This window comes from Streptomyces sp. IBSBF 3136 (assembly GCF_036815105.1).
GTDB lineage: Bacteria > Actinomycetota > Actinomycetes > Streptomycetales > Streptomycetaceae > Streptomyces.
The window spans coordinates 21,383-34,112 of record NZ_JAJSZC010000070.1 but is presented as its reverse complement, the minus strand read 5'-3'; the positions used below and the strand labels follow the sequence as shown (position 1 = coordinate 34,112).

Genomic DNA, 12,730 nt, shown 5'->3' with positions numbered 1-12,730 from the left:
GGCGACTGGCGGGGAACGAGGGTGCGCACCAGAGGGCTTACGGCTCCTCGTTGCCCCCGTTGCCCCCGTTGCCCCCGTTGCCCTCGTTGCCCTCGTTGCCCCGGGACAGCAGCGCCCGTAGCGCCAGGTCCGTCAGTTCGGCCTCCACCGTGTCCCGGTCGGGGACGACCGCCGCGCGGAAGGAGCGGCCCGCGAGGAGGGAGACCAGCCACCATGCGGCGGTGTGCGGGTCGACGTCCTGCCGGATGTCGCCGGCCGACCGGCCGCGGTCCAGCAGACCGGCGAGCATGTCGGCGAGGTGCTGGTGGACCTGGCGCAGAGCCTGGCCGAGATCCGGGTCGTGGGCCAGGGCGGTGGCGTCCGCGAAGAGGAACCCGTGCGCGCCGGGCCGGTGGAAGCGGTCCATGTGCGCGGGGTCGAGGAAGGACGTCAGCACCTCGGGAACCGGGCGGCCCGTGTCGGCGGCCTGGTGCAGCAGCGCGGACACCGACTCCACCGCGTGGTCCAGGGTCGCCCGGTACAGCGCGGCCTTCGAGCCGAAGTTCTGGAAGACGACCGGTTCGCTGACCCCGACCCGCTTGGCGATGTCGGAGACCTTGCCGCGCTGGTAGCCGGTCTCCGAGAACACCTCCGTGGCCGCGGCGAGGATCGACGCGCGGCGCTCCGCGGCGGGCAGACGGGTGCGCGTACGGGCGCGGGGGCTGGACTCGGTCACGTCGGTCATCGTATGCCCCCCTTGCCCCCTTTCTTAGTCAGGACTAAGTTAGGGCTTGTACTTAGTCATGACTAAGTTATGGAGGAGGATCATGCCCCTCGGAAGCCTCGTGCAGGGCGGACCGCACCCGGACACGCCCGGCGTGACCGTCGCGAGCCCGCGCACCTACGAACTCTTCGGCGCCGTCTGCTTCGCCGGCCGCCGCGACCGTGCCTTCACCCGGCTCGCCCGGCTCAGCGGCGCCGCACCCGGCGACCGCGTGCTCGACGTCGGCTGCGGCACCGGCTACCTGACCCGGCGCATGGCGGCCGAAGTCGGCCCGGAGGGCGCGGTCACCGGCGTGGACCCCTCATCGCCGGTCCTGGCGCACGCCCGGAGCAGGAAGCGGCGCCCCGGCAGTGCCCCCTGCGCCTACCGCGAGGGGATCGCCGAGGCGCTCGACCTGCCCGACGCGTCCTTCGACACGGTCGTCACCAGCCTGATGCTCCACCACCTCCCCGAGGACCTGCGGCCGCCGGCCCTGCGCGAGATGCGGCGCGTGCTGCGCCCCGGCGGGCGGCTGCTGGTCGCGGAGTTCCGGCCGCCGAGCAGTCGCCTCGGCCGCCTCCTGGTGCACGGCGGAACGGCGCACGCCATGGCGTACAACCGGGTGGACGTCCTGGACGGCCTCGTCGCCGACGCCGGCTTCGAGGTGTGCGGCCACGGTGACGTCCGGCCCTGGCTGTACTACGTACAGGCGCGGCGCGCAGAGGAGTGACAAGGGGGTGACGGGGTGTCGGAACCGGCGGCGTGCGGGCGCGGCTGCGCGCGTCGCCGGTTCCGGCCGGCCACCCCCGTCGATTCGCGTCCCGCTCCACCGACACCCGGTGTCGTCCCGGCCGCCGGAGAGGGACCGGTTCCTGGTGTGGGGTACGCCATCCAAGCCGTCTCACCCCTCGCCGGCACCGCAAACCCGCCACCGTCACGGTGTCGCGCGGCTCACCCGGCCCCCGTGAAGCCGCCGTGCGTGACGGTGACGGGGAGGTCAGTCCGTCGGCCGGTCGGTGTTCTCGAACGCCCGCAGGATCTGTTCCGCCGCCAGCGTCGCCGTCAGCGAGCCCTCCTTCACCCGCTGTTCGAGACCCGGGGCCGCCTCGCGCACCGCGGGGTGCGTGCGCAGGCGGTCCAGGAGTTCGTCCCGGACCATCGACCAGGTCCAGTCGACCTGCTGGTCCCGGCGCTTGGCGGCGAGCCGGCCCGTGGAGTCCAGCAGGGAGCGGTGCTGTTCCAGCCGGTCCCACACCACGTCGAGGCCCGCCGACTCCCGGGCGCTGCAACTGAGCACCGGGGGCGTCCAGAACGCGTCCTTGCCGTGCATCAGGCGCAGCGCGCCCGACAGTTCACGGGCCGCGGCCTTCGCGTCGCGCTCGTGCGGGCCGTCCGCCTTGTTGACGGCGATGACGTCGGCCAGCTCCAGGACACCCTTCTTGATGCCCTGCAACTGGTCGCCGGTGCGGGCCAGGGTCAGCAGCAGGAAGGAGTCGACCATGTTCGCCACGGCCGTCTCCGACTGGCCCACGCCGACGGTCTCCACCAGGATCACGTCGTAGCCCGCCGCCTCCATGACCACCATCGACTCCCGGGTGGCCTTCGCGACCCCACCCAGCGTGCCCGCGCTGGGGGAGGGCCGGACGAAGGCCGCGGGGTCCACCGCCAGCCGTTCCATCCGCGTCTTGTCGCCGAGGATCGAGCCGCCGGTGCGCGTCGAGGACGGGTCGACCGCGAGGACGGCCACCCGGTGCCCCAGGGAGGTCAGCAGGGTGCCGAAGGCGTCGATGAAGGTCGACTTGCCGACACCCGGCACCCCGCTCACGCCGATCCGCCTCGCCCGGCCGCTGTGCGGCAGCAGCTCCGTGAGCAACTGCTGGGCCAGCGCCCGGTGCTGGGGCCGGGTGGACTCGACGAGCGTGATGGCGCGGGCCACCAGGGCCCGCCTGCCGTCGAGCACACCCTTCACATACGTGTCGAGATCGATCGCTGCCATGGGGCTACAGGTCGTGGCCGAGGTCGGCCGACAGCCGCTTCACCAGGTCGTAGGCGGCGTCCGGGATCACCGTGCCGGGCAGGAACACGGCCGCCGCGCCCATCTCCAGCAGGACCGGCACGTCCTGCGGCGGGATGACACCGCCGACCACGATCGTGATGTCCTCCCGGCCCTCCTCGGCCAGTTTCTCGCGCAGCGCGGGCACCAGGGTGAGGTGACCGGCGGCCAGCGACGACACGCCGACCACGTGCACGTCGGCCTCGACCGCCTGCCGGGCGACCTCCTCCGGCGTCTGGAACAGCGGGCCGACGTCGACGTCGAAGCCGAGGTCGGCGAAGCCGGTGGCGATCACCTTCTGGCCCCGGTCGTGCCCGTCCTGACCCATCTTGGCGACCAGGATGCGCGGGCGCCGGCCCTCGGCCTCCTCGAAGGCGTCCACCAGGGCGCGGGTGCGGTCCACGGACGGGGACTCCCCTGTTTCGTTGCGGTACACGCCGGAGATCGTACGGATCTGGCTCGCGTGCCGCCCGTACACCTTCTCCAGGGCGTCGGAGATCTCGCCGACGGTCGCCTTGGCCCTGGCCGCGCGCACGGCGAGCTCCAGCAGGTTGCCGTCGCCGTCCGCGGCCCGGGTGAGCGCGTCCAGCGCGTCCTGGCAGGCGGTCTCGTCCCGCTCCGCGCGCAGCCGCCGCAGCTTCTCGATCTGCTGGGCGCGCACCGAGGAGTTGTCGACCTTGAGGACCTCGATCTGCTCGTCGCTGTCCACGCGGTACTTGTTGACGCCGATCACCGGCTGACGTCCGGAGTCGATCCGGGCCTGGGTGCGCGCGGCGGCCTCCTCCACACGCAGCTTCGGGATGCCGGCGTCGATGGCCTGCGCCATGCCGCCCGCCTGCTCGACCTCCTGGATGTGCGCCCACGCCTTGCGGGCGAGGTCGTACGTCAGCCGCTCCACGTACGCGCTGCCGCCCCACGGGTCGATGACCCGGGTGGTGCCCGACTCCTGCTGGATGAGCAGCTGGGTGTTGCGGGCGATGCGGGCCGAGAAGTCGGTGGGCAGGGCCAGGGCCTCGTCGAGGGCGTTGGTGTGCAGCGACTGGGTGTGGCCCTGGGTCGCCGCCATCGCCTCGACACACGTGCGCGTGACGTTGTTGAACACGTCCTGGGCGGTCAGCGACCACCCCGAGGTCTGCGAATGGGTGCGCAGTGACAGGGACTTGGTGTTCTTCGGCTCGAACTGAGCGACCAGCTTGGCCCACAGCAGCCGTGCCGCGCGCAGCTTGGCGATCTCCATGAAGAAGTTCATGCCGATCGCCCAGAAGAACGAGAGCCGGGGCGCGAACGCGTCCACGTCCAGACCGGCCTCGCGGCCCGCCCTGATGTACTCCACGCCGTCGGCGAGGGTGTACGCCAGCTCCAGGTCGGCCGTCGCACCGGCCTCCTGGATGTGGTAGCCGGAGATGGAGATGGAGTTGTAGCGGGGCATCCGCTGCGAGGTGTACGCGAAGATGTCGGAAATGATCCGCATCGACGGCTTCGGCGGGTAGATGTAGGTGTTGCGGACCATGAACTCCTTCAGAATGTCGTTCTGAATGGTCCCGGCCAGCTTCTCGGGCGGTACGCCCTGCTCCTCCGCCGCCACGATGTACAGCGCCAGGATCGGCAGCACCGCGCCGTTCATCGTCATCGACACGGTCATCTTGTCCAGCGGGATGCCGTCGAACAGCTGCCGCATGTCGAGAATCGAGTCGATGGCCACGCCCGCCATGCCGACGTCGCCGGTGACGCGCGGGTGGTCGCTGTCGTACCCCCGGTGGGTCGGCAGGTCGAAGGCGACCGACAGGCCCTTCTGACCGGCCGCCAGGTTGCGCCGGTAGAACGCGTTGGACTCCTCGGCGGTGGAGAAGCCGGCGTACTGGCGGATCGTCCAGGGCTGGTTGACGTACATCGTCGGGTAGGGGCCGCGCAGGTACGGCGCCATGCCCGGGTAGGTGCCGAGGAAGTCCAGGCCCTCCAGGTCGCGGCCGGTGTACAGCGACTTGACCCCGATGCCCTCCGGGGTCTCCCACAGCGGTTCCGCACCGCCGGCCGCCCGCTCGGCGGCGGCCCGCCACTCCTCGGCGCTGCCGTCGGCGGCCGGCGTCCCCAGCTCGATGCCGGCGAAGTCGGGGATTCCCATCAGGACACTCCCATGCGGTCGAGGGTCGCGGACAGGACGTCGACGGCGTCGCAGCCCGCGAAGACGTACGAGTCGACGCCCGCGTACGCGGCCGGGCGGCCCGCGAGGAACACGTGCCGGGCACCGGCGGCGCGCAGCGACTCGGCGGCCTGCGCGGCCTGCTCGGCGTACAGGTCGTCACTGGAGCACAGCACGGCCTCGGTGGCGCCGCTGTCCTCGAAGCCGCCCCCGGTGACCGGTTCGATGCCGCCGGCCTGGAAGAGGTTGGCGGCGAAGGTCGAGCGCGCGGTGTACGCGGCGGCCGGACCGAGGGTGGCCAGGAAGATCCTGGGGCGGGAGCCGGTCGCCGCGAGGTGGGCGTCGGAGCGGGCGCGCAGGGCCTCGTACGCCTCGTCACGGCGCACCCGGGGCAGTCCGCCGGACGGCGGCTCGGGCGCGGGCTCGCGCTCCACCGGCTTCTCGGACAGCAGCGGGAACTCGCTGACGCCGGTGACGGGTTCGCGGCGCCTGGCGAGCTTCTTGGAGCGCTCCGCCCAGGTCGTCGCCAGGTCCGTGCGGATCCGGCCGGAGCGCAGTACGGCCGCCTGGCCGCCGTCCCGCTCGACGGACCGGAAGAACTCCCAGGCCGCGTGGGCGAGTTCGTCGGTCAGGCGCTCGACGTACCAGGAGCCGCCCGCCGGGTCGATGACCCGGGCCAGGTGGGACTCCTCGACCAGGATCGTGGAGGTGTTGCGGGCGATGCGCCGGGCGAACGCGTCCGGCAGGCCCAGCGCGTGGTCGAACGGCAGCACGGTGACGGAGTCGGCGCCGCCCACTCCGGCGGCCAGCGTGGCGACCGTCGTGCGGAGCATGTTCACCCACGGGTCGCGGCGCGTCATCATCACCGGCGAGGTCACCACGTGCTGGACCTGGGCACCGGCGCCCGGCGCGCCGGACACCTCGGCGACCCGGCCCCACAGCCGGCGCGCGGCGCGCAGCTTGGCGATGGTCAGGAACTGGTCGGCGGTGGCCGCGTAGCGGAACTCCAGCTGGGCGCAGGCCGCCTCGACCGTGAGGCCGGCCCCGGTCAGCTCCCGCAGGTAGGCGACGCCGGTGGCGAGGGAGGCGCCCAGCTCCTGGGCGGCCGAGCCGCCGGCCTCGTGGTACGGCAGCGCGTCCACGGTCAGCGCGCGCAGGCCCGGGTACTGCTCGGCGCAGCGCGCGGCGAGGGCGGCGACGGGCGCGAAGTCCTGCGGGGTGCCGGTGCGGGCCTGGTGGCCGAGCGGGTCGGCGCCGAGGTTGCCGCGCACCGTCTTCGGGTCGACGCCCTTCTCCTCGTACAGCCGCAGCAGTCCGGCCGCGGCGGCCTCGGTGTCCGGGCCGGCGTCCAGGACCACCGGGGCGAGGTCGAGGTAGACGCCGTCGAGGGCGCGCGGCAGGTCGGCCACCGGGATGCCGCCCTCGCCCAGCACCAGCCAGAGCGAGGTGACGCCGTTCTCCAGGTCCCCGAGGACCGCTCCGTCGGTGAGCGCCGCGTGCCGCTGCCGTACGCCCCAGCCGCCCGCGGTGTTGCCCTCGGGGCGGCCGCCGCGCAGGTACGGGGCGAAGCCGGGCAGGCCGGGGTCGGGCGCGCCGTCGCGCGCCGTGTACAGGGGCCGGGTGCGCAGCCCGTCCTCCAGCGTCGTGGACAGAGCGTCCTCAGCTGCCTCGCCCGAGACTTCCTTGCCCGACTTGCGCAGCACACCCTCGACCAGGCGTTGCCACTGCTCGTGTGTCGCGTCAGGGAACTCGGCGGCCAGTGAGAGCCCGTCGTCAGGCAGGACCGTCATGGCTCGGATGCTAGGGCAGTGCGCTCAATCGAGTGCAGGGCGGGCCTTGTGACGTTTCCCTCCTTACGGATGTGACCTGCACCTCGCCCGGTCTCAAGGGTCCGATTTCCTACGGTTGGTGCGGCCCCTCGGCGAGGCCCGGGATGAGCGCGCCCAGCGCCTCGCGCTGCTCCGGGCCGACGAAGCGGGCGAGCGCCCGGGTGACCGTCTCGGCCAGGGTGCCGGACACCTCGCGCAGCCGGCCCCGGGCCTTCTCGGTGAGCGCGACCTCGATGCCCCGCTTGTCGCCGCGGACGGACTCGCGGGTGACGAGGCCGGCCCGTTGCAGACAGGCGATCTGGTAGGTGAGCCGGGTCTTGGGGCGGCCGAGCAGTTCGGCGATCCGGGTCATGCGCAGGCCGCCGCGCGGCTGCTCGGCGAGCAGGCAGAGGATCAGGAACTCGTCGTGCGAGACGTCGAGGGACTCCTTCACGGCGGACCGCAGTCGCTGTTCCACCGCGCCCGTCGCGGCCAGCAGCAGCATCCAGGCCCGCAGTTCGCCCGGGAGCAGGCCGGCGTCGCCCGCGGCGGGACAGGCGGGCTGGTCGGCGGGGGGTTCGTCGCGGGCGGCCATGGTTTCGAGTCTATCTGTTGTTCAAATTTGGATATTGGGCTAGCGTGCAGTCATCCAAATTTGAACGAGTGATTCGGAGGGCGGCCATGACCGTCGCCGTGGAAACAGGCATCTGGCGGCTCGACCCGGCGGCCTCCGTCGTGAGCCTGCGGCACAAGACCTTCTGGGGCCTGGTCACCGTCAAGGGCGCCTTCGCCGCCGTCACCGGCCGCGGCGAGGTCCGGCCCGACGGCTCCGCCGCCGGCACCGTGACGCTGGAGGTGGCCTCCCTCGACACCGGCAACGCCAAGCGCGACGAACACCTGCGCTCGGCCGACCTGCTGGCCGCCGGCGACCACCCCGAGATCACCTTCGACGTCCGCTCCGCCGAGCGCCTCGACGGTGACGATGTACGGGTCAGCGGTCAGCTCACCGTGCGGGGCGTCAGCCGGCCGCTGACCCTCATCGCGCGCCTGACCTCGGCGACGGCCGACGCGCTCGCCCTGGAGGCGGAGTTCACCGTCGACCGCGACCAGTTCGGCGTGACCTGGAACCAGCTCGGCATGATGCGCGGCCTGACCACGGTCACCGCCACGCTGCGCTTCACCCGCGCGGCCGCCTGACGAATCAGCCCCTGCGGCCCAGCTCTGCCGGGCCGAGGTCCCGGGTGGAGAGCGTCTGCGGACCCGCCGTGAAGGCACGCAGCCGGATGTGGGCGTCGCGCCGGGCCGGCAGCGGGAACCTCCCGGACGGCGCCCGCAGTTCGACGGTCGCCGTGGTGTGCCCGGGGATGGTGGCGGGGCCGCGCACCAGCGACCAGTACCGGCTCATGCCCTGGCCCGTGGTCAGCATGTAGTGCGGGGTGAGCGGACCGCCCCCGGTGTTGGTCACCCGCACGGTCACCGCCGACAGCGAGCGCGCCGCGGCCCGTCGCGCCGCCGTGACGTCCATCCGCAGCGGCGGCCTTCCCGTGACCGCGAGCGCCGCGCTCACCAGCGCGGGCAGCACCAGCAGCACCACCGCGCCCACCAGCGCGGGCCTGCGGCGCGGGCCGCGCAGCGGGCGGGGGCGCGGCTGCCAGGCGCGCGCGAACTCCGGCAGCGGCGCGGTGACCGCCGCCGCGAGCCACAGCGGGGTCATCATCAGGTAGTAGCCGTCCTGGGAGCGGGTCGCCAGGTAGAAGGCGCACCAGGGCAGCACGGTCGCCGCCGGGCCCAGCCGCCGGACGAACAGCACGAACAGCGCCAGCAGGGCCGCGGCCAGCAGCACGCTCGCGTGGCCGTACCAGTCGAGCCGGTCGCTGCCGTGCGTGAAGTACAGCGAGACGTCCACCAGGCCCTGCCCGTGCAGGATCGCGCCCTGGGTGAGCGGCAGGGCGATCCCGCCGAGCCAGGGGCCCGGCTCGTGCACGAGGAAGTACGTGTTGATCAGCAGCCAGGCCGTCGCGGCGACGCCCAGTATCCGCAGCACCACCAGCCGCGCCGGGCGCGGGCCCAGTTCGCCACGGCGTACCGCGTAGATGCCGGCCAGCAGGAACGGGGTGACGAACCAGGGCAGCTGCTGGGTCGCGCACGCGGCCCCGAGGCAGACGGCCCGCACGATGCCCGGCGTACCCAGCCGGCCCCCGGCGCCGATGCGCGGCCAGCCCACCACCACGGGGATCAGCAGCACCAGGGCCAGGATCGCCGGATAGCCCTGCCGCGCGTACGTGGACAGGAAGCCGAACCCCAGGCACAGCATGGTCGCCGCCGACCGCCACGGCACCGGCAGCAGCCGCCACAGCAGCGCGGCCCCGGCGATCAGCGCGAGCGTCGTCATCGCGGTGGCCGGGGCGCCGCCGTGGCCCAGCCACAGCAGGGGCGCGGTCAGCAGCGGCGCCAGCGGGGGATAGCCGTAGGTGAGGTCGTAACCGCCGGTCGTCGTCGCCGTGAGCGCGACCCCCTTGGCGTGGAACAGCCAGGGCCAGGGCTGCCCGTACACCGCGTGCCCGGCGACCATCTCCCGGGCGGCCTGGGTGGTCAGCACCGCCTCGTCGCCGCCGGCGTGGTTCAGCGCCCAGGTGCACAGCGTGAGCGCGACGGCGGTGAGCAGCACGACGAGGTCGAGGCGGGCCAGCGAGCGCGCCCTGCGGACCGTCAGCGCGAGCACGCCGCTGACCAGGACCGAGGCGTAGCAGACGGAGATGACCCCGGCCAGGACGAGGCGGTGCGTGGCCGCCTGCGTCCACACCGTGCGCGTGCCGATGAAGAGGCTCATGTCGGCGAGCAGGGTCAGGACGCGATGCCATTGCGCGGGGCCGCGGACGTCGTCCGCGCGGCCTCCGGGAGCGGCGGACACCGCCGACAGTGTCCGCCGGCCGGGTGTCACCTGTGTTTTTTCTGCCAAGTGCACGGCACCGGACGCTAGTGGCGGCCGGTGAGCGGGGCGCGACGACAGGTGAAGAGTCGGGTGTGAGGGCGGTAAGAAGCGGGCGTATGCGCACATGTGGCGCGCGCGAGGGGGGCGGCGCCGGGACGCCGTGCGGTCGCGCAGTGTGTCGCTGTTAGGCCGAACAGGTGACTTGGCGTAAGAATTGGCTGGTGCAGGCATGGAGTGCGAGTCAGGTCGGGGGGAGCCGGTGAGCCGTTACGACGTCACCGATGAACAGTGGGAAGGGCTCGCCCAGGTCGTGCCGCTGAGAGGCCGGGACGCCTGGCCGTCGGCGGTGGACCACCGCTCGCTGCCGGACGCGGAGACCGAGACGCGGCGCCGGTTCGTCGTGCTGCGGGTCAACGTCTTCGCGGACGCCCGTGAGGTGGCCGAGACCCTGATGGCCGGGGCTCCGGTGCTGCTGGACCTGTCCGGCGCGGAGGGCGACGTCGCCAAGCGCGTCCTCGACTTCAGCACCGGGGTCGTCTTCGGCCTCGGCAGCGGGATGCACCGGGTGGACCGCAACGTGTTCCTGCTGACGCCGCCCGGCACGGAGGTCAGCGGGCTGATGGAGGGCGCGGGCGTCTCCGGCGGCTGAGCGGGCGCCGTGCCGCGGTCACGGGGGAGGGTCCCCCGTTCGTAGGAAGGTGCGCCGGGCAAAACGGTTCACCGGTTCGGCGGAGGCATACCGTCCGCATATGGCCGTGTCTTCCGCGCCCGCCGGACCTTCCGCGTCCGCCCGGCTGCCCGCGCCCGCCGAACCCTCCGCGTCCGCGTCCTCCGCGTCCGCCGAGCCGTCCGCGTCCGCCGGTCCCGTCGACGTACGCGCCCGGACCACCGAGTTGCGGCTGTCCGCGTTCGCCGGGCACCAGCGGGCCACGTTCCCGCTCGGGGCGGTCACCCTGTTCGCCGGGCGCAGCGGGACGGGCAAGTCGACCGCGCTCGCCGCGTACGAGGCGCTGGCGCGGCTCGGCGGGGGAGCGTCCCTCGTCGAGGTGTTCCCGGAACCCGGCGCCTGCGTCCCCGAGCGGGCGCGCCCCGACGGCCAGGGACGGCGGGGCTTCCGGATCGGCTGCACGGCGGACGGCGCCGAGGGGCCGGTCCGGCTCGATGTCGCCGTACAGGCCGAGCCGGAGCTGCGGATCGTCGGCGAGCGGCTGACGGCCCGCGGGGTGGTCCTGCTGGAGACCGCCCTGCGCGACCCCGGCCGCCGGACCGTCCAGGCCGCCTGGCACACCGCGGGTGCCGCCCCGGTGACCCGGGCCCCGCTGCCGGACGACCGGCTGGGCACCGCCCTGCTGCCGCTGCGGGTGGCCGGCAAGACCGACGGGCAACGGCACGTGCTCGCCGCCGCCGAGCAGATGGTCGTCGCCCTGCGCTCCGTCTTCCCGTGCGACCCGCGCCCCGAGCGCATGCGCACCCCCGTCCCCACCGGCACGGGGCGTCTCATGCGTGGCTGCGACAACCTCGCCGACGTCGTCTGGCGCACCCGGTTCGAGTGCGGCCGCCGGCACGCCCTGCTGGTGGAGGCGCTGCGGGCCGGCTGCGCGGGCCCGGTGGCCGACCTGGTCGCCGAGCCGCTGGCCGACGGCACCGTCCGGGCCCTGATCGACCGGGGAGCCGGCCCGCGCACCGAGCTGGCCCGGCTCGGCGACGGCGAACTGCGCTATGTCGCGCTCGCGCTGGTGCTGCTGACCGGGCCCGGCGTGCTCGACGTGGACACACCGGGCGAGGTGCCCGACGCCCTGCGCACCCTCACCGTGCTCGCCGACGGCTTCGACCGCTGCCTCGACCCGGACCAGCGCCGCGCACTGCTGCGGACGGCGGCCAGGATGGGTGAGCGCGGGCACATCCGCTGCGTGGGCGCGGTGGGCGACGCCTCCTGGGCGGTGGGGACCGAGGGCGTCACAGTGGTACACCTGAAGCCGTGACGGAACACCCTGACCTGGCCGGACTCCAGCGCAGGCTCGCCGAGTTCGCCGCCGCGCGCGACTGGCAGCCCTACCACACGCCCAAGAACCTCGTGTCCGCGCTGAGCGTGGAGGCCTCCGAACTGGTCGAGATCTTCCAGTGGTTGACGCCGGAGGAGTCGGCCCGCGTGATGGCCGACCCCGGCACCGCGCACCGCGTCACGGACGAGGTCGCCGACGTCCTCGCCTATCTGCTCCAGTTCTGCGAAGTCCTCGGCATCGACCCGCTGGCCGCCCTGGCCGCCAAGATCGACCGCAACGAACACCGCTTCCCGCGCCCGGGAGCGGGGGACGCCCCCTGACCCGACTCGGACCGACTCGGACCGAAACGTCCGGACCTCACCATTCCGCTATCACTCTCCGCAGTCGAATTCGCGCCCGAATCCGAATTGTTGTCCACAGATTTCGGGCTTCCTCTGGCTTTTCGTCTCACCGCACCTCACTCTGGGTAATGAACAAGGGAGTTCAAGCGGACGTGCGGGGACGCACGGCGGACGGGACGGGGGCAGCGCATGGAAGCACTGCGGCTCATTGCGACGAGCAGGCGTGCCCTGGTGGGAGGCGCCGACATCCCCGAGATGATGGCGGAGGTGTGGCAGGCACAGGCCCTGGCCCAGGCGATCGGCAGCCGCCTCGCGGTGTCCGGGCCGCCCGAGCTGCGGGGCGAGGCGCTGGGTCTGACCGAGCTCGCGGGCCGGGGCTGCGGCGTCCTGGACCCTCCCGAGCTCGACCCGGGCGACCTGCGCGCCGCCCAGCTCACCGAGCTGGACGACGCCCGGCAGACCCTGCTGTGCCTCGGCGGTCTGCTCGCCGAGGTCGGCATCGCCCTGGTCGGCATGGCGAGCGCGGCGGCCGACGAGACGACGTACTGGCAGTGCATGGAGGCCATCGACGCGGCCGACGAGTCCCGCGACCGCGTTCTGGAGATGCTGCGCAAGCTCGCGGCACGCGAGGAGGCGTTACCCGAGAGCACGGAGGACAGCCCGACCGGCGTGTGACCCGCGACCGGAGTGCGCCCCCTGCCGGGCCGGGCG

Annotated in this window: 12 protein-coding genes; 6 read left to right on the top strand and 6 right to left on the bottom strand. The window is 73.4% G+C overall.

Features of this window, described 5'->3' with window-relative positions; genetic code table 11:
* Positions 1-37 precede the first annotated feature (37 nt).
* A complete protein-coding gene (locus V7E45_RS17495; RefSeq protein WP_333775103.1) occupies positions 38-724 on the bottom strand; it encodes a TetR/AcrR family transcriptional regulator in 687 nt (228 codons plus the stop codon).
* Between the two features lie 82 nt (positions 725-806).
* On the opposite strand from V7E45_RS17495, the gene V7E45_RS17490 reads away from it, so the two are divergent.
* On the top strand, positions 807-1,472 hold the full coding sequence (locus tag V7E45_RS17490; RefSeq protein WP_333775102.1) for a class I SAM-dependent methyltransferase: 666 nt from the start codon (positions 807-809) through the stop codon (positions 1,470-1,472).
* Between the two features lie 267 nt (positions 1,473-1,739).
* Here V7E45_RS17490 and meaB read toward each other — a convergent pair whose 3' ends face one another.
* From meaB to V7E45_RS17470, 4 genes are all read right to left on the bottom strand, one after another.
* Positions 1,740-2,738 (bottom strand): methylmalonyl Co-A mutase-associated GTPase MeaB, encoded by a 999-nt coding sequence (gene meaB, locus V7E45_RS17485; RefSeq protein ID WP_333775101.1) that lies wholly within the window; start codon positions 2,736-2,738, stop codon positions 1,740-1,742.
* Positions 2,739-2,742: 4 nt separating this feature from the next.
* Positions 2,743-4,917 (bottom strand): methylmalonyl-CoA mutase, encoded by a 2,175-nt coding sequence (gene scpA, locus V7E45_RS17480; protein WP_333775100.1) that lies wholly within the window; start codon positions 4,915-4,917, stop codon positions 2,743-2,745.
* A complete protein-coding gene (locus V7E45_RS17475) occupies positions 4,917-6,725 on the bottom strand; it encodes a methylmalonyl-CoA mutase family protein (RefSeq protein ID WP_333775099.1) in 1,809 nt (602 codons plus the stop codon). Before V7E45_RS17475 ends, scpA begins: the two co-directional genes overlap by 1 nt.
* 109 nt (positions 6,726-6,834) lie before the next feature.
* Complete coding sequence (locus V7E45_RS17470; RefSeq protein WP_333775098.1) at positions 6,835-7,338, bottom strand: MarR family winged helix-turn-helix transcriptional regulator; 504 nt, start codon at positions 7,336-7,338, stop codon at positions 6,835-6,837.
* Positions 7,339-7,424: 86 nt separating this feature from the next.
* Here V7E45_RS17470 and V7E45_RS17465 point away from each other — a divergent pair, with 86 nt between their 5' ends.
* Positions 7,425-7,940 carry a YceI family protein gene (locus V7E45_RS17465; RefSeq protein WP_333775097.1) on the top strand — a complete coding sequence of 172 codons (516 nt, stop codon included), beginning with the start codon at positions 7,425-7,427 and terminating at the stop codon, positions 7,938-7,940.
* A gap of 4 nt (positions 7,941-7,944) precedes the next feature.
* On the opposite strand, the gene V7E45_RS17460 is transcribed toward V7E45_RS17465, so the two are convergent.
* Entirely contained in the window at positions 7,945-9,573 is a 1,629-nt protein-coding gene (locus V7E45_RS17460) for a hypothetical protein (protein WP_333775104.1), read from the bottom strand.
* Between the two features lie 331 nt (positions 9,574-9,904).
* Here V7E45_RS17460 and V7E45_RS17455 point away from each other — a divergent pair, with 331 nt between their 5' ends.
* From V7E45_RS17455 to V7E45_RS17440, 4 genes are all read left to right on the top strand, one after another.
* Positions 9,905-10,324 carry a cell division protein SepF gene (locus V7E45_RS17455; RefSeq protein ID WP_333775096.1) on the top strand — a complete coding sequence of 140 codons (420 nt, stop codon included), beginning with the start codon at positions 9,905-9,907 and terminating at the stop codon, positions 10,322-10,324.
* A 100-nt stretch (positions 10,325-10,424) separates the two neighbouring features.
* A complete protein-coding gene (locus tag V7E45_RS17450) occupies positions 10,425-11,657 on the top strand; it encodes an ATP-binding protein (RefSeq protein ID WP_333775095.1) in 1,233 nt (410 codons plus the stop codon).
* Entirely contained in the window at positions 11,654-11,998 is a 345-nt protein-coding gene (locus V7E45_RS17445; protein ID WP_333775094.1) for a nucleotide pyrophosphohydrolase, read from the top strand. The genes V7E45_RS17450 and V7E45_RS17445 overlap by 4 nt, the downstream gene beginning before the upstream one ends.
* A gap of 210 nt (positions 11,999-12,208) precedes the next feature.
* The gene (locus V7E45_RS17440) at positions 12,209-12,694 is read left to right on the top strand and encodes a DUF6099 family protein (protein WP_333775093.1); all 486 of its coding nucleotides are present in this window, start codon (positions 12,209-12,211) and stop codon (positions 12,692-12,694) included.
* Positions 12,695-12,730 lie beyond the last annotated feature (36 nt).

Excerpts from the sequence above, each read along its gene's own strand:
- V7E45_RS17495 (WP_333775103.1), bottom strand. The coding sequence starts at position 724 with ATGACCGACGTGACCGAGTCCAGCCCCCGCGCCCGTACGCGCACCCGT.
- V7E45_RS17490 (WP_333775102.1), top strand. The coding sequence starts at position 807 with ATGCCCCTCGGAAGCCTCGTGCAGGGCGGACCGCACCCGGACACGCCC.
- meaB (WP_333775101.1), bottom strand. The coding sequence starts at position 2,738 with ATGGCAGCGATCGATCTCGACACGTATGTGAAGGGTGTGCTCGACGGC.
- scpA (WP_333775100.1), bottom strand. The coding sequence starts at position 4,917 with ATGGGAATCCCCGACTTCGCCGGCATCGAGCTGGGGACGCCGGCCGCC.
- V7E45_RS17475 (WP_333775099.1), bottom strand. The coding sequence starts at position 6,725 with ATGACGGTCCTGCCTGACGACGGGCTCTCACTGGCCGCCGAGTTCCCT.
- V7E45_RS17470 (WP_333775098.1), bottom strand. The coding sequence starts at position 7,338 with ATGGCCGCCCGCGACGAACCCCCCGCCGACCAGCCCGCCTGTCCCGCC.
- V7E45_RS17465 (WP_333775097.1), top strand. The coding sequence starts at position 7,425 with ATGACCGTCGCCGTGGAAACAGGCATCTGGCGGCTCGACCCGGCGGCC.
- V7E45_RS17460 (WP_333775104.1), bottom strand. The coding sequence starts at position 9,573 with ATGAGCCTCTTCATCGGCACGCGCACGGTGTGGACGCAGGCGGCCACG.
- V7E45_RS17455 (WP_333775096.1), top strand. The coding sequence starts at position 9,905 with ATGGAGTGCGAGTCAGGTCGGGGGGAGCCGGTGAGCCGTTACGACGTC.
- V7E45_RS17450 (WP_333775095.1), top strand. The coding sequence starts at position 10,425 with ATGGCCGTGTCTTCCGCGCCCGCCGGACCTTCCGCGTCCGCCCGGCTG.
- V7E45_RS17440 (WP_333775093.1), top strand. The coding sequence starts at position 12,209 with ATGGAAGCACTGCGGCTCATTGCGACGAGCAGGCGTGCCCTGGTGGGA.